The sequence below is a fragment of the Zoogloea sp. genome (assembly GCF_028693495.1).
In the GTDB taxonomy this organism is placed as follows: Bacteria; Pseudomonadota; Gammaproteobacteria; order Burkholderiales; family Rhodocyclaceae; genus Zoogloea.
Window position 1 is genome coordinate 1 of the sequence record NZ_JAQUVG010000019.1, and the last position, 15,080, is coordinate 15,080.

15 protein-coding genes are annotated in these 15,080 nt (G+C 66.4%); all 15 read right to left on the minus strand.

Features of this window, described 5'->3' with window-relative positions; genetic code table 11:
- On the minus strand, positions 1-2,201 hold a 2,201-nt coding region (locus tag PHD22_RS05080), incomplete at its 3' end, for a YegP family protein (RefSeq protein WP_299863211.1).
- Positions 2,198-5,260 (minus strand): hypothetical protein, encoded by a 3,063-nt coding sequence (locus PHD22_RS05085; RefSeq protein WP_299863214.1) that lies wholly within the window; start codon positions 5,258-5,260, stop codon positions 2,198-2,200. The genes PHD22_RS05080 and PHD22_RS05085, both read right to left, overlap by 4 nt.
- Positions 5,261-5,266: 6 nt before the next feature.
- The gene (locus tag PHD22_RS05090) at positions 5,267-5,692 is read right to left on the minus strand and encodes a GPW/gp25 family protein (RefSeq protein WP_299863217.1); all 426 of its coding nucleotides are present in this window, start codon (positions 5,690-5,692) and stop codon (positions 5,267-5,269) included.
- A gap of 5 nt (positions 5,693-5,697) precedes the next feature.
- Positions 5,698-5,970 (minus strand): PAAR domain-containing protein, encoded by a 273-nt coding sequence (locus PHD22_RS05095; protein WP_299863220.1) that lies wholly within the window; start codon positions 5,968-5,970, stop codon positions 5,698-5,700.
- Positions 5,971-5,984: 14 nt separating this feature from the next.
- A complete protein-coding gene (gene vgrG, locus PHD22_RS05100) occupies positions 5,985-7,676 on the minus strand; it encodes a type VI secretion system tip protein VgrG (protein ID WP_299863222.1) in 1,692 nt (563 codons plus the stop codon).
- Between the two features lie 73 nt (positions 7,677-7,749).
- A complete protein-coding gene (locus PHD22_RS05105) occupies positions 7,750-8,418 on the minus strand; it encodes a hypothetical protein (protein WP_299863225.1) in 669 nt (222 codons plus the stop codon).
- A gap of 11 nt (positions 8,419-8,429) precedes the next feature.
- The gene (locus tag PHD22_RS05110) at positions 8,430-8,591 is read right to left on the minus strand and encodes a DUF5908 family protein (protein WP_299863228.1); all 162 of its coding nucleotides are present in this window, start codon (positions 8,589-8,591) and stop codon (positions 8,430-8,432) included.
- Between the two features lie 13 nt (positions 8,592-8,604).
- The gene (locus PHD22_RS05115; protein WP_299863231.1) at positions 8,605-9,048 is read right to left on the minus strand and encodes a phage tail protein; all 444 of its coding nucleotides are present in this window, start codon (positions 9,046-9,048) and stop codon (positions 8,605-8,607) included.
- A gap of 15 nt (positions 9,049-9,063) precedes the next feature.
- Positions 9,064-9,498 (minus strand): phage tail protein, encoded by a 435-nt coding sequence (locus tag PHD22_RS05120; protein WP_299863234.1) that lies wholly within the window; start codon positions 9,496-9,498, stop codon positions 9,064-9,066.
- A gap of 42 nt (positions 9,499-9,540) precedes the next feature.
- Complete coding sequence (locus tag PHD22_RS05125; protein ID WP_299863237.1) at positions 9,541-11,499, minus strand: phage tail sheath C-terminal domain-containing protein; 1,959 nt, start codon at positions 11,497-11,499, stop codon at positions 9,541-9,543.
- Positions 11,500-11,525: 26 nt separating this feature from the next.
- Positions 11,526-12,536, minus strand: coding sequence for a hypothetical protein (locus PHD22_RS05130; RefSeq protein WP_299863240.1), 1,011 nt, complete (start codon positions 12,534-12,536; stop codon positions 11,526-11,528).
- Positions 12,533-13,108 carry a DUF4255 domain-containing protein gene (locus PHD22_RS05135; protein WP_299863243.1) on the minus strand — a complete coding sequence of 192 codons (576 nt, stop codon included), beginning with the start codon at positions 13,106-13,108 and terminating at the stop codon, positions 12,533-12,535. The genes PHD22_RS05130 and PHD22_RS05135 overlap by 4 nt, the downstream gene beginning before the upstream one ends.
- Positions 13,109-13,267: 159 nt before the next feature.
- Positions 13,268-13,828, minus strand: a complete 561-nt coding sequence (gene ruvC, locus PHD22_RS05140; protein ID WP_299863246.1) for a crossover junction endodeoxyribonuclease RuvC — start codon at positions 13,826-13,828, stop codon at positions 13,268-13,270.
- Positions 13,825-14,682 carry a DMT family transporter gene (locus PHD22_RS05145; RefSeq protein WP_299863249.1) on the minus strand — a complete coding sequence of 286 codons (858 nt, stop codon included), beginning with the start codon at positions 14,680-14,682 and terminating at the stop codon, positions 13,825-13,827. Before PHD22_RS05145 ends, ruvC begins: the two co-directional genes overlap by 4 nt.
- Positions 14,683-14,688: 6 nt before the next feature.
- Positions 14,689-14,922 carry a hypothetical protein gene (locus PHD22_RS05150; RefSeq protein WP_299863252.1) on the minus strand — a complete coding sequence of 78 codons (234 nt, stop codon included), beginning with the start codon at positions 14,920-14,922 and terminating at the stop codon, positions 14,689-14,691.
- Positions 14,923-15,080: the final 158 nt, after the last annotated feature.

A 15,080-nucleotide genomic window follows, 5' to 3' on the forward strand; every position in this document is an offset into this window, starting at 1 on the left:
CCACTGTAGTGCTCCCTCAGGTAGGTGGAGAGCCCGGCGACAGCGTCTTCAGCGGCCTGACGGGTGGCAAACCCTTCCACCCGTCGGGCCAGCACGCGTCCATCGGCGGCCAGGACCCGGAAATAGAAGCGTCCGTCCCGGCCTTCCAGGATGCGGTAGTGCCCTGGCTGGGTCTGTTGGCCCCGTTCGATGGCTTCGATCATCCGGGCCCGGGCAGCTTCCCGGCTGGTGAAGTTCCCGGTGGAGGAGAGCAGGATCTTGTGGTCGGTGGCGCGCAGGATCCGGAAGCGGAATTCGTCACCGGGAGTGGCGTCCACCTCCGCGTAGGTGTCGTAGGACACGGCGCCCAGGTTGCGCCGGCTGAAGTCTGCAATGCCCAGCAGGCGGGCCAGACGGATTTCCAGACCGCTCACGTTGAGACTGTTCCAGAGGGCGTCCGGGCGCCTGGAGGACTGGTCGTAGGCGCCTGCCCGGTGGGCGGTCGTGGTGGGCGCGTCGGCAAGAAAGTGGCAGGTGTCGGCGATGACCTGGTGATCCGGATGGCCGAAGGCCGAGGCCATGACCCCCGCGTACTCCGAGAAGTCTTCGCCAATGCGGGCCAGCAGGTGATTGAGCAGGCGCTGCTGGCGGGTCACTGCTTCGGCGGCAGATTCCTGCTGCGCCGCGAGGGTCTCGGGGGTGGTTCCTGCGGCGTACAGGCGTTCGTAGCCGGGGATGCTGGTGACCATCTGGGTAGCCAGGACGCGGGACTGTTCCGTGGGGCCGGAAAACAGCCCGGCAATGCGGTTCAGATCCTCGGGCGCGACGGACAGCCGGTGACGGACCTGGCCCAGCAGGGCCAGGTCATTGGCGATCTGCTGGTCGAAGAAGGTGAGCCAGGCCTTGAACTGGAGCACCTGGACCTGGCGCTGGGGGTCGGTGGGGCCGGCCAGCCCCGCGGGACCGAGACCGTAGAGGGCGGGGAAGTCCAACTGGAAGCTGCGGTAGGCGTCCACGGCCCGGTGGCGGCCGGTAGGTAGGGGTAGGTCTTCGGCGAAAGGGCTTTCCACCGATTGACGGGCCTCCTCCTGCAGGGTGCGCAGGCGTTCGCGTACCGGAGCCGGTATCTGGGCCAGTTCCCAGCCTGCCACCGGCATTCCCCGCTTGCGGAAGGTGAGGCGGCCGGCGGCAGGAGTGCCGCCCCCCTCCAGGGCCAGGCGGGGCAGGTGGCCGCTGGCCACCGGAATCCGCCAGGGCGTTGTCACCTTCCCGGGAGTGCCGTCCGGGTCGACGGGGGTGAGCAGAATGTCGGGGATGGCCCGCACGCCAGGGACATCCATCAGGATGTTGATCAGATCGGACAGGTGGAGCTCGGTGGGCAGTTCGGAGGCAATCAGTTCGGTTTCATCAATGAAGCCGTGCTCCAGCAGGGGGCCGTCGAAGATTTCCTGCACGCTGCGCGCCCGGCCGTCCGGCCAGGGCCTGCGCTGCAGGGTGGCCAGGGCGTGGCTGGGAACCGCGGGGGCGATGCCGCGGGCGGCAGCGAAAAGCAGCCGGGCGGCAGTCTCGGTCACGTCCGCGTCTGCCTGCAGATCCACTTCGGCGCAGAGCGCAAAACGTTGGGTGGGGACCGGTTCCACGGCGACAAAGTCTTCACCCAGGTTGCGCTGGGTTTCCAGGCAATGGCGGACGGCCTCCTGCACCGGGGCCTGCTCGGCGAGGGTGACCAGGGTGTCCATGAAATCCACCCGCACCCGGTAGAGTCCTTGCAGGATGACCTCCCGGTAATGGGGGTGAGCCGGAGGCGTGCGGGACAGCTGACGCCGGACCAGGTCGGCGTAGAGGGGAGCCGGTGCCACAGGCTCGACCCAGGCGTTTTTGACGCCGGGTAGATCAATCAGGCGCTTGCGCCAGTCGAGGGTAGTGAAGGGGCGTACCGGCAGCACCTGGCGGGCCCGGTGAAATTGCCGGTCAAGGGCTGGATGATCGCCGTCAGGGGGGGAGAGCAGGTCCTCCAGAGGAAGGCTGACCCGGTAGCCGAATTCCGCCAGTGCCCAGGTGGCCAGCTCGAGCACGGTGATTCCCGGGTCATGGACGTTGTGATCTGTCCAGGTCTTGCCTGCAAGCCGGCGCAGGTGGACCAGCCCTTCTTGGAAAAGGGCGTGGGCATCCAGGGCCATGTCTTCGGGGGTGCGGGAGATGGATGGAGGGATGGCGTTCATGGGGTCACCTCGGCAATCCGGTGAAGGGGGACCGAGACGAGGAGGGCATCCGGCCGGTCGGGGCCGAGTTCGGCACTGTCCGGTGCGCCTGCTTCGGCGAGTGAAAGGCGGAAGTCAGTGACGTAGTCCACCCAGGGGAGCCGCTCGATGAAGTCCACCAGGGCCGAGCGGATCACCCGTCCCCCGAAGTCCAGGGGCTGGCGGGCATCGAAGGCCCAGGGGGAGAGGACCTGGACGAGGGCCTGGTTGAGGTGCTCCCGGTAATGGTTGAAGGCATACCCCGGTTTCAGGGCAACCCGGAAATCGGCGATCACCGGTTGGTAGAGGGGGTTGGTGACCCTCAGCCGCTCCCGATCGAGTCCCATGCCGCCCCGGGCCAGCAGGTGATCGCGAATCTGTTCCAGGGTGTCCAGATCGACCCGGGGCTGGAGGGGATCGGGGCCGTTGCGCCGGCGCAGGTCGGGGATCACCACAAGGGTGACGCAGCCGGGGCTGAACCAGGCGCCCGGCAGGGCGTGGGGAATGCACTTGGCCCGCTCGACGCCGGGAAAGGCGTCCAGGACCAGGTGCTCGTAATCCCAGGGGGTGATGGCCCGGTTGCGGTGACGCAGGCGTTCGGAGGCCCGGAGGGCCAGGCTGTCGGGGTCTTCTGCGGGGCTGCCGCCGAAGGAGGCGTAGGGCTGGATGAGGGCTTTCAGGGTGGGCGGAGGCACCAGGAATTTCCCGATCTCGCCCGCCGGCAGTGGGGTGGAAAGGTGGTCGGGGGCGTTGTCCCGGTCCTCGAAAACCGCTTCGATGGCATTGGTGTGAACGCCCCGGAGCCGGCAGGCCGCCCCGGGGCTGGCAGAAATCGCCGCCCGCAGCCACAGCAGGTCAGCGGGCAGGCGGGTGTTGTCGGTGCTGGCGCCGGCCGGAATGGTCAGGTTGACGATGCCGCTGGTGCGCAGGTGGCGGGTGGTGTCCAGATGCAGCTGCCTGCCCGGCAGCAAAGGCTGCCAGCGGTTGTCGGCCAGCACCGCCCACTGGAGTTCCTGGGCTCGGGCCTGGGGGTCAGCGCTTCCTTCGGCTGTCTGGAACAGCAGGCTCAAGGTGTCGCCCGGTGTCAGGCTGCTGAGGCCGATCAGTAGTTCGCCCGCATCCCGGTGAGGTGGCAGCAGACTGATGCCGTCCGTGTCCCCGAGCCAGGGGTGCTGCCGGGCAACGCCGAGGGCATCCACATGAAAGAACGCGATCTCGGCGCCGGTCAGGCTGCCCATGCTGTCTTCATCCAGCCGGCTGGGTCCGGCCTCTGCCCGGTAGCCCAGGCGGAGGGACTGGATGCGTGGGGTCCAGGGCTCCTGGAGCACCTGGGGTGGGTCCCGCAGGAGACCCGCGACGGCTTCGCTGCGCCAGGCGCCGTGGAGCAGGTCGGTGAGCAGGCTCAGGCTCAGGGTGCCCGCCCGGGGGGGCGTGGCTGGTGCAGCGGAGGCGGCAACACGCCGCAGGCCCAGGGCGCGGGCGGATTGACGGGCGCGCAGGCCACCGATCCGCATGAGCCGGACTTCCTCGGGCAGGCTGTGGTAACCCGAATGGCCGCTCCCCCGGGGGTTGAGACGCAACAGGCTCCTGCCGCCAGAGGCCGGGGCGAGGGTCACAAGGCTTGCCGGCTGGGCGCCCCGGGTGTCCATCCAGATGGCCTCGGCCAGCACTCCCCCTGCGAGGCGGTCTTGCCCGGAGTAGTGCTGGTAACGCTGGCTCAGGGCGCTCTGGCTGGCGGGTGCGTCTGGCCAGATGAGCTCAAGCGTCAGTTCGGATACCCGCTTGGAGAGGGCCTCCGGACAGCTGATGTGGAGGCTTGATCCTGGTTGGGGGTGCGGCCCGAAGGGCAGGAAGGCTTTCCCCGGGTCGAGGCGCCCCAGCTCACTTTCCAGGAGGAGGGTCTGTATCTGACCCACCTGGACGCTCAGGGAAACCTGGCGCACCTGTACGGTGGAGAGAGGACCGAAGAAATGGCCTGCCGAATCCTTCAGCAGCAGTTGCAGGACGGGGTTGCCTGCGGGGAAGGCCTGTGGATGAAGGGCCGGCTGGTGATCCACGACAGCCGGTTGATCGGCAGGCAGGGTCAGGCTGAAGGTCCAGCGTCCGGCCCCGACGCTGGATGCGGCGGGCTGCAGGGAATAGGGACCGAGCCAGCCCTTCGGGCCGGTGAGCCGGGCGTCGAAGCTTGCTGCCAGCCGGGCCCCATCCAGGTGTGTGGGGAGCCCGTCGAGATCCAGGGTGATGCCGATTTTTCGTTCCCCTTCAGCCAGGCGCAGGAGAGGGCTGGCCAGGGCAAAGCCCACCGGGGCTTCCGGCAGAGGTTCCTGGCCAGGCAGCGGAGAGCCGAAGGGATGCCAGTGGGGGGTGTCGGCGGAAAGGGGCGCGCCGAGTCCGTCGGCGCTGTCGGCCAGAGGGGCAAAGCGCAGCCGGTCTCCATCCCGCTGCAGGCTGGCCAGGCGTGCGATCCGGGCATGGCCGATGACCACGGGGCGGACCGGGCGGTAGATGCGTTCTCGCCCGCTGGAGTCCTTCCCCGCACAGGCCTGCAGGGACAGGCCGAACTCGGTGGGGGCGGTCCCTTTCTTGAGTTCGGCCAGCAGGTGCACCCGGTCGGCCACGGGAGGGCGGGGGGTGAAACCCAGTACCGTCTGCACCTGGAAGTCCCGATGACGGCGGGTCAGCTCATCAAGCTGGCGGCGCGGATGGCCTGCGCATGCCAGGAAGGCGATCAGCAAGGCCAGGTGAGGGGGGAGCTGCCCCTGGGCGTGTCCGGCCAGGGTGGCCAGGCGGGCGTGCCAGGCGGCATTGCTCTCCCCTGCGGTGGGGGAGGGAAAGAAGTCCTGCCAGTGGCCCGAGGGGGCGTCGGGGCGGGTTTCGTAATAGTTGAGCTGGCCCGCCAGGGTCCGGGCTGCAGCCAGCAGGGCGGCGCTGTCGCGGCCGTCCAGGGGGGCCGAGGCCGGATCCAGGGCCGGACGATGACGATCCATCTGGCGGGTGCCGGTGGTGGCGATCAGGCAGGCGAGGAGGTCGTCAGGGGCCATGGCGGCTTATCTCCGTCCTGCGACCCTGGCTGCTTCGGTGGCTTCCCCCTGGTAGAAGGGGAAGACCAGATTGAAGCGGGAGTTGGTGCTGCGGACCTGGTAATCGAGCCGCAGGAGGATCTGTCCGTCCTGCAGCTGGCTGTCGTCCACGTCTACCGCCAGAAGGCGGATGCGGGGTTCATAGACCAGCACAGTGGTCTGGATGCGGTCCTTGAGCACGCTGCGCAGGGTGGTGCTGAAGGGCTCGAACATCAGCTCCCGTATGTCCAGTCCGTAGCGGGGCTGCAGGAAGCGTTCTCCCGGGGCCGTACCGAAGAGGATCTGCAGGCTGGCCTGGATGTCGTCCTCGTCGTCCGTCATCCGGACGCCCCCGTGGTTGAAGGTGGGTGGGAAGGACCAGCCGCGGCCGAGGAAGCTGGGTGTGTCGTTCATGGTGCTTACCCGATCTGGACAGTGGGTTCGCCCACGGCAACCGAGGCCCCGCACGCACAGCTGTCCCCCGTGCGTAGGGCCGGCCGCCCCGCGATCAGCACGGTGGGGCTGGCCATGACGAAGGGGCTGACCGGAGGGTGGGGTGGTGGCATCGGGCAGCTGTGCAGATCCCCCAGCACGGCCGCCGGCTGACCTCCGATCAGGACGGTGGGAGCGCCCGGGCCGAGGACGCTTCCCCCGTGGGTGCTGCTGTCGGTGACACGGGCGGCGCTGGACATGGTGGATGTGCTCCTCAGTTGATCTTGACCAGAGATCCTTTGACCTGGGTGATCGCCGGACTGGTGAGTTCGGCTCCGGCGCTGCCTTCGAGCTTGAGCTGGGTTCCTGCCGCGATCCCGAGGCCCGTTGCGGTCTTGACCTCGCCGCTGCCACCCACGTCCAGGGAGGCATTGCCGGCGGTCTGCACCGTCAGGGCATCGCAGCTCTCGAGGGTGATGCCGCTGCTGTCCATCAGGAGCCGGTTGCCGTTCTTGTCCTCCAGCAGCACCGAGCCCTGGTCGTCATCCAGGACGATCTGTTGTCCAGCTGGAGTGGTGACCGTCAGGATGGTCTTGTCATCGTCGATATGGATACGGATGCCACTGCGGCTCTTGAACAGCTTTTCGTGGTTGTCGTTGCCGGGAGGCAGTGGGGCGGCCTTGGCACTGCTGTGGAGCATGCCGAGAATTACCGCAGCCCTCGGGTCCTCGTCGAAGAAGCCCACCACCACCTCGTCGCCGATCTCCGCCCGCAGCATCAGTCCCCGGTCGTTGCCCGCGTCCACCGTGGCCACCCGGGCCCATACGCCGTCGCTGGCGGGATCCACCAGGGGCAGGCGGACCCGCACCCGGAATTCCCCCTGAGGATCCTCGTTGTCGGTGACGATGCCGATCTGCAGACCGGGGACCGGTGCCAGCAGGCTGGTGGTGCGGCGGGTTTCCAGGCGCATCCGGCGGGCTGGGTCTTCCGGCACGCCCCCAAACTGCAGGTGGGTCCGCCAGCCCTGCAGCGTGTCCATCTCGTGGCGGACGCCAGTGACCAGGGCCTGGCCATTGAAGCGGGCACCGACCCCGGCCAGTGTCACCACGTCCCCGGGCAGGACCTGGCCCAGACCCAGGCAGAGGGCACGGCCGCATACTTGGTTGAGGCGGGCGCGGCTCAGCCGGGCGCTGGCGGCAGCGGTGGCTTCCTCGTCTGGCAGCAGGGTGTGGCGGAGTTCCAGAACGTCCATGTCGAGGGCTGCGGCCAGGGTGTCGGCAGACTGGTTGCCCGGGCTGGTGAAGTTCGCTGGATTGCCGTCCAGGGTATGCACGGATTGGTCGGCGGGGCTCCAGGTCAGGGTCTGGACACCCTGGGTCTGTTCCCGGGCGTCGATCTCGGCATCGAATTCGATCAGTGTTGCGCCGAACTGAAGGGTTGCCACTGGAGGGGCGCTGGCGCTGGGGCTGCAGGTTTCGATGGTTTCGCCCCGGGTCAGCAACAGCTGGCCATGTACCTCGGTCCGGGTAACGGCAAAGTCCCAGTCCGTGGTGTCGTACTGGACCAGATGGTCGTGGGTCAGCGGCATGTCGGCGACGGTGATGGACAGCCCGGCCGCCTGGAACAGCTGCCGGACCACGTCCCCATCGCTCATGTCCAGGTAGGTGGCACTATGGCGCTTGAGGCTCATCTTGGTGGCTGCATGCCGGCACTCCACGATGAACTGGGGTGCCGAACCGGCACGGACCTTGAGCTGCTGCCGTACCACCAGTCCTTTGAAAAGCAGGTCGGGACGGGTCCCGCCGGCGAGGATCTCCACCTCGGCACCGGCCACGAAGAGGGCTTCGGCGGACAGGGGAAAATCGCTGCTGGCGGCATCGCCATCCCGCCAGGCGAGCCGTGCCCAGGCGATGTGGTTGGCCGTGCTGGAAACGCTGGCCGACATCAGCTGGTGGGTGCGGGGCACGGCATGGCCATTCACCTTGATCGTGAATTCCCGGTGTTCCGCGGGAATGGGGAGGGCGCGGGAGGCGTTAATTTCATTTCTCCAGGGGCGGAAAGATCACCCGGGTGCCCGGAGGCAGGTCCCGGAAGCCGTCGAATCCGTTGGCCCGGGCAACCCGGGGGGCATAGTGGGGGTCGCCGTAGATCTGCTCGCAGAGGGCTGCCAGGTTCTGCCCGGCGTGGAGGATGCGGACATGGGTCAGGTCAGGGGAGGCGTCCTGGGCCAGGGCCACCCGGGTCTGGTCATCGGCAGTGTCGGTGAAGATCGCCGTGATGACGGCCCGAAGGGGAATGCCGCTGGGTTTGAACAGCTTGTAGGCAATCGATGCGCTCTTCAGGACGCAGCGCTTGACCTGCAGCCTGCCCCACATGACCTTGAGGTAGTTGGGACGATGGATGTCCCCGTTGTAACCGGTGACGGCCTGGAAGGACTCGATCTTCTGCTGCACGTCGTCTGCCCGGCCGTTGGCACCAGTGCCGTCGATGAAGAAGGCCAGGCTCAGGTCACCCGGTTTGATTTTCTTGAAATCCATCCGGCTCCCGGTCGTCCCGGCGCCCTGGCCGCTGTCGTATTCCATTTCGTAGGACAAGCTGATCTCGGCCGGGTTGACGCTGGCCACGAAGGTGGCGATGGCCGTACCCGCATAGTCGGGCGCCGTATAGGCCTCGATGCGCAGGTATTCCAGTTGTCCGCGCTCCGGCATGACAGGCTCCCCTAGGCTTCCTGCTCCTGGCGGAGGATGTCCAGGACTTGACGGACGCACTCGGCAACCAGGGCCTGACGATCAGGGTCTGGTGCTGCGGGAGGGAGGGCTCCGCCGGTGGTGGTGTTACCGACCTCCACGGCGATGATGACTTCATCAACGATCAGGGGCATGGCAGGCTCCAGGTCAGGGTTTGTCTACGGTGAAGTACTGGTAGGCCAGCTGCAGGGTCTCGACGACGATCGCGTTGTTGCTGGCAGAGAGGTCGCTGGCGGCCCAGCGGACCGGCCAGGCACCCACCAGGTGCCAGGTGATCAGGGGCTCATGGGCTTCGTTGAGCAGGGTGACGTCCACGTTCCTTGGGTGGATGTCCAGGTTCTCGATGCTGTCCCGGATCCAGTCCCATATGCCCGACTGGCGTAGCAGCCCCCGCTTGAGCACCAGGTCCGGATACCGGACCCGGACCGGGTAGCGCTGGATGAAGCGGTTCTCCCCGCCTTCCGCCACGTCCTCGGTAAGCACCTCGAAGGACAGGCCGCTCACGTCGGTGAAGCGGACATCGTCGTCCTGGGGATGCTCCAGCCCCAGGACATCCACCTTGAAGTGGAACCCGACGGGCGGTGTGTACATGATGGCAGTCCGGACTCAATCGTTCTGCACATCCAGCCCCTCATGGGCCAGCTCGATGCTCTCGATGGCCACCTCGTTGGCGCTGGCCTTGAGCTGAGGTCCTTCTACCTTGACCGGGAAGGCAGCGTGCACCTTCCAGACCATGACCGGCTCATGGCTTTCGTTGAGCAGGGCAATGGTCAGGTCGCGGCGCTCGACGGTGTTGAGCTTGATCGTCGATAGCCATTTGAAGAAGTCGTTGTCCGATTTCACGACCCCGCGCTTGAGGGTGATGTTGCTGAACTTGCGCAGCCCCGGCATCTTGATCGATGAATATTCAGGGAAAAAGCCGTCCCGGTATTCGATAGCCTGGTTTTCCTGGGTCAGACCGGTGACTTCCGAGAAGCCGATGCGGGTGCCGCCCCACTGGACCGAGAAGTGGAAGACGGGCAAGGGATAAGGGGAGGGCATGACGTTTCCTTTCGCATTCAGGGTCGGGCCCGGCTCCGGGCATCAGGACGTCTGGAGCTTGTGGTAGAACTTAAGGATGATGAACTCGGCAGGACGGACCACGGCCATCCCGATCTCCACGTACATGCGTCCTTCCAGGATGTCCTGACTGTTCATGGTGGTGCCCAGGCCGCAGCGCACGAAAAAGGCCTCCTTGGTGGTGGCGCCGGCCAGGGCCCCCTCCCGCCATTTCTGGGTCAGGTAGCTCTCGATCATGCCGCGTACCTTGACCCAGGTATTGGCATCATTGGGTTCAAACACCGCCCAGTAGGTGGATTTCTTGACGGACTCCTCGACCATGTTGAAGAAGCGCCGTACGGACACATAGCGCCACTCGTTGTCATTGCCCGCCAGGGTGCGGGCCCCCCAGACCAGGGTTCCCTTGCCTACGAAAGCCCGGATCGCATTGACGGATTTGCCTGCGGTCGGATCCACGTTGAGGCTGTCGGTATCGTCGCCGTCAAGGGCGTAGGTGGGTGCGATGACCCCCGTGAGGCTGACGTTGGCGGGGGCTTTCCAGACGCCCCGCTGGTTATCCACGAGGGCGTAAATTCCCGCGATCGCTCCAGAAGGGGGGCAGGTGGTGAGGGTGTTGCCTACCCCGCGTACGATGTCCCGGTAAGTGCCGAAGCTCTCGAGCAGGTTGGCCTCGGCGTTGTCCCGGTAGGCCGCAGCAGATTCTTCAAGGCCCGCCAGGGCGGAGGATATGCCGCCGAACAGGCGCTGGATGTGGGCGAAGGCACTGTTGAGACGCTCGGTATCGGTTGCGCCGCTGATGGCCGTAGCAGCGGCGGGCGCTCCGGCGGCAAACAGGGTGGACCAGCCAGCCTGGATCAGGGCCCCTACGTCGCTGTATTGCAGGGTGTAGCTGGCGGCAGCGGTGAGTTTGCCCTCCAGTTCCCGTTCGATGGCGATCAGCTCGCTCATGGCTGGCAGGACGGTGTTGGTGATGGTCCGCCCGGCGTCTCCCCGCAGGCCCGGGTGGGTGAAGGCTCCGGCCCCGGCCGCCATGGCGTCGATCATCGGTGCGATGCGGAATACCAGGGCGAACAAGTCCTGAAGGGTATCCACGCTCCGATCGCCCTGGTAGGCCAGGGCTGCGGTGCCATAGGCGTCGGAGATGGCCAGGGCCGGATTGCCGCTGACCGTGGCTAGGCGGGCGGGCAGGCCCGCCACATCGGCCAGCGCCTGCTCCAGTCCCTGGATGACCGCCACGATCGCCGGATCACCGGTGAGTGCGTTCAGGCTGATCGCAACCCCTCCCTTGCGCAGTTTGCCCCGCAGGTCGGCGTAGTTGACGTTCTTCGGGTAGTTGAGCTTGAGCCAGGGCGCATATGCAGCACCGTACTTGAGATGATTGATCCCGATCCGGTCCCGGAATTCGCCGATTGTGGTGGTGTGGGCCGTTTTGCTGGTGGCCAGTCGAGTGTCCAGCACGGCGACCCGGTCGCCCAGCTTGCCGCACTGGTTGAGGGCCGCCATCTGCACGGCAGCGAGGCCGTCCGCATCCAGGCCTGCGGCATCGGGAAAGAGCAGGAGGGTGGGTTCATCCACCGTCGCGATCCTTTTCAGGCCTTCAATCATCGCGTCCTTGTCCACGCTGTCGTCCAGGTCACCAACCGAGGTGATCCACGCCTTGCCGCCGCCATTGTCGAAGAACAAACGCATGCTGTCGTAGAGGTATTTTGTGTTGGTGGCGGCGAGGCTGGCGCTCTGGAAGCGGTTGCCGGCATCCAGGTCCACCCGCTCCAGCTCCAGGGGCGGGGGCCCTCCGAACAGGCTTTCGAACTCCAGCAGCGAGGTGATCCGGGTGGGCAGGTTGTGCAGGTCGCCGGCGCTGATCCGGGCGGCCCTGGCGGTGTAGCCGACAAAGGCGGGAACGGCGGTTTCCACTTCCGCAACCGAAGGCGGAAATACCGAGATTTCTTCGACATAAACGTCGGGCGTGCGGTAAGTGGGCATGGTGGTTTCGCTCCTTTTTCGCTGGGCTACTTCAGGTGGATGACGAACTGGGCGTCACTGCGCTCGGCGCCCGGTTGCGGCAGGTTGGCAACCAGGACTTCCTCCTGGCGATGCAGCTCGAAGCCCTGGGGCCCCCGGGCCTGTCGGGGCAGCTCGGTCATTGCCTCGAACAGCACGACCCGGCGCGCATCCACCGCGCCCAGCTGGATGGGGCTGAGGTGGCTTTCATCGAAATCGGCAGCGTCCCGGCGGGAGAACAGGACGGGGGCCGCCGGTGGCGGCAGCCGGTTGTCCACCACAGACAGGCTCGCCAGGTCAGCGTCATCCGTTGGGGTGAGCACCAAGTAGTAGCGCAGACGTTCGGGACGGGAGGCCAGGCTCAGGGTAAACAGCTGGCCGTGGGGGAGGGACAGGTGAGCAGGTGCGACGTGGAGGCGAAGCAGGCCCCAGGGGCGGCAGGAGGCCAGTTCGGCGTCCACCAGCAGCTGGCGCCGTGCGGTCGTCCCGTTCCCTGTGTCCTCGTCCAACTGGTATTCGCCCGGGGGCAGTGGGAAGGGAGGGCGCCAGCGTTCGTCCGTGGGCCCGAGGCGAACGCCTGCCACGGGTTTTCCGTCCGGGTGGGACAGGCGGAGCTGGAGGGGGCGTTGGGCGAGCCGCGGCTGGAGCGAGGGGTGCGGGCCGGTGAGCTCGATGCCTCGGGGTTGAGGAGGAAGGTCGTCCGGACTGCTCTCGTTGGCAAACAGGGGAATTTCGGTTCGTGGCAAGGGGGGCAGGAGGGTGTAACGTTCGAAGTTCGGATCCCGGGGGTGCAGCCCGAAGAGGAGGGCCTGTCCTGACCACCCCTCCTTGGGCTGCCCGTCCTCATCCAGGCTCTGGGCCACCTGCAGCTGTCCCGCGCTCTCCCGTACGCGGCCTCCCAGCCCTGCCAGGGTGGTCCGGGTGGACTCGGGGATGGAAAAGCCCAGTCCGGCGGACGGGCCACCCTGGAATGCATGGCTGACGGTGACCGTCCACAGGAGGCGCCAGCGGCTGATCATGCTTGCCCGCTCCGGGTGATGATTTCGGTGACCGGGACGCTGACGCCCTGGGGGACATCCTCCGTCAGCAGCAGCATGCGCAGGCGATACACCACCGAGGGCAGGTGCTTTGCACCCAGGCAGGCCCACATCTGGTTGGTCTGCTCGGGGCCATAGTTGAGGAGCTCAATGCTGAGCCGGTCCATGCCGGAGGGCATGGCAGGGAAGTCGCCCGGCGTAAACAAGGGGTGAGCCTGGAAGAAGTGCAGGGCCAGGGAGAGATGCTGGAGCCCGACGGTGTACTGGGTGAAGCGGGCCGAGACGAGTACCACCAGGGTGATGGCCAGGGGCGGTGGCAGGGTGACCTGGCGGCCGTCCACCAGAATCTGGCGGGGCACCTGGGCTCGGGTGATCCGTTCCTCCTCAATCAGGAACAGGGTCAGGCGGAGTGTGTTGTCGGGAAAGGCCCAGCTGCCCTTGTCGTCTACCAGTGGTCCCAGTGCGGCGTCTCCCACCGGCGTGCCCAGCCTCCGGCGCAAGCTGGCATTGAGTTCATTCATCAGGAACCGGAGTGCGGCATCAATCACGACCATCCCCTGTCTGCAGAAATACTTATGGCTGCATCAGTTGAATCTTAGGCTTCCGGGACGTGGGGCGTGATAGAAATGCCCATGTGTTTTAGGGTGGATCGAGTGGTATGTCCTATGACGGACGGGGCGTCAGCCTGTTGTCAATCCTGTTGACGGGGGCCGTCAGAGCGTGAGACGGGCGCCCCGTTTGCGGGTGCCTATGCCTGCCCGGGCGGCCAGACCGCTGCTGCCGTGCGCGTGACAGATGGCACAGGCCAGGGCATCGGCTGCGTCGGCAGAGGGCGCGCCCTGCAGGGCCAGCAGGCGCTGGACCATATGGCTGACCTGTTCCTTCGCAGCCTTGCCGTGCCCGACCACCGCCTGCTTTACCTGCAGGGCAGTGTATTCGGCGACCGGCAGTTCGCAGGATACGGCGCCGCAGATGGCCGCTCCCCTGGCCTGGCCGAGCAGCAGGGTGGATTGGGGATTCACATTGACGAAAACGATCTCCACCGCGGCCTGGTCCGGCTTGTAGGTCGCTATCACTTCCCGTATTCCGTCCAGGATGACTTTGAGACGTTCCGGAAGGGTACCGTCGCCAGATTTGATGCATCCGCTGGCCACGTAGCGCAGCTGGCTGCCCAGGGTGTCGATGATGCCGAAGCCGGTACTGCGCAGCCCCGGATCGATGCCCAGGATGCGGGTGGCCACGGTGGCCGAGGCGGTGGGGCCGGCAATCCTCATTTACGAGCCAGCCAGACGCCGAACACGGTGAGTCCCATGCCGACCAGTGCCATTCCGGTGAGGGTTTCGCCGAAGGCGACCCAGGCGATCAGGGCTGTGGTAGGAGGGGTCAGATAGAACAGGCTGGCCACGTTGACGGCGCTGCCATTACGGATCAGCAGGTTGAGCAGGCTGATGGCGCCCAGGGACAGTGCCAGGACCAGCCACAGCAGGGCAAAGATGAACGGGCTACTCCACTGGATGTGCATGTGTTCCGTGTGGCTGGCGACCAGCAGGGTGGCCAGCAGCGTCGGGATGAACTGGATGACCGAACCGGTGCGCAGGTCGAAGGAAGGGCAGAAACGCTTCTGGTAGAGGGTCCCGGCTGTGATGCCGAGGAGGGCCAGCAGGGCCGGCGCCAGCATGGCGCTCAGCTGGGGCGTAGCGGTGGCTGCAGCAACCTTGTGGGAGACCACCAGTCCGACGCCGCCGAAGCCCAGGACCAGCCCGGCCCACTGGCGGGCCAGAACCCGCTCCCCCAGCAGCCAGCCGGCGCCCAGGGCGGTCAGCAGCGGCTGGAGCCCGACCACCAGCGCGGTGAGCCCCGCTGGCAAGCCCTGGTGAATGGCGGTGAACACGCCTCCCAGATAAACCCCATGTACCAGTAGCCCGGTGATCCCGATGTGCAGCCATTGGCGAGGGGCACGTGGCCAGGGTGCCCGGGTGGCGAGGGCAAGCAGGCCCATGAGTCCGATCACCAGCACGTAGCGGGAGGACAGGAAGCTCAAGGGTTCTGCGTAGGGCAGGCCGTATTTGGCACCGATGAAGCCGGTGCTCCAGAGGAGCACGAAAAGCAGGGGATAGAAGTGGGCCACCTGGTTTTACTGGCCTTGGCCATGCTTTTGACGGTAAATGCGGGCCGCCGCCGAGAGGATGATCTGAACGTCGGCGGGGGCGATTTCGGGGAGACTCTCTCGTATTGTCCGATAGGCCAGGTGTTCCAGATGCTGGCCGTTCCACGCATTGGCCGGATCGAAGAAGGGCTCGATGATGACGTAAGCTTTGTCTACAAGCTCACGCAGGCTGAGGTTCTTGCGACGGTCAGGAATGCTCATGGTCCTGTTGCGGAAGGCAAAAACGCATCATACCTGAGCTGGTGTGGCCTCCGCTCCGGGGATAATGCTGGCACGCGGCCGTGTTTTTCCGTCCGGATAGAGAACGCCCGGTGGCTGACATGCCAGGCCTTGACGGTGCCTGGGTGCGTTCTGTGGGG

Coding starts and splice junctions, on each gene's coding strand:
- PHD22_RS05085 (WP_299863214.1), bottom strand. CDS start 5,260: ATGGCCCCTGACGACCTCCTCGCCTGCCTGATCGCCACCACCGGCACC.
- PHD22_RS05090 (WP_299863217.1), bottom strand. CDS start 5,692: ATGAACGACACACCCAGCTTCCTCGGCCGCGGCTGGTCCTTCCCACCC.
- PHD22_RS05095 (WP_299863220.1), bottom strand. CDS start 5,970: ATGTCCAGCGCCGCCCGTGTCACCGACAGCAGCACCCACGGGGGAAGC.
- PHD22_RS05105 (WP_299863225.1), bottom strand. CDS start 8,418: ATGCCGGAGCGCGGACAACTGGAATACCTGCGCATCGAGGCCTATACG.
- PHD22_RS05110 (WP_299863228.1), bottom strand. CDS start 8,591: ATGCCCCTGATCGTTGATGAAGTCATCATCGCCGTGGAGGTCGGTAAC.
- PHD22_RS05115 (WP_299863231.1), bottom strand. CDS start 9,048: ATGTACACACCGCCCGTCGGGTTCCACTTCAAGGTGGATGTCCTGGGG.
- PHD22_RS05120 (WP_299863234.1), bottom strand. CDS start 9,498: ATGCCCTCCCCTTATCCCTTGCCCGTCTTCCACTTCTCGGTCCAGTGG.
- PHD22_RS05125 (WP_299863237.1), bottom strand. CDS start 11,499: ATGCCCACTTACCGCACGCCCGACGTTTATGTCGAAGAAATCTCGGTA.
- PHD22_RS05130 (WP_299863240.1), bottom strand. CDS start 12,536: ATGATCAGCCGCTGGCGCCTCCTGTGGACGGTCACCGTCAGCCATGCA.
- PHD22_RS05135 (WP_299863243.1), bottom strand. CDS start 13,108: ATGGTCGTGATTGATGCCGCACTCCGGTTCCTGATGAATGAACTCAAT.
- ruvC (WP_299863246.1), bottom strand. CDS start 13,828: ATGAGGATTGCCGGCCCCACCGCCTCGGCCACCGTGGCCACCCGCATC.
- PHD22_RS05150 (WP_299863252.1), bottom strand. CDS start 14,922: ATGAGCATTCCTGACCGTCGCAAGAACCTCAGCCTGCGTGAGCTTGTA.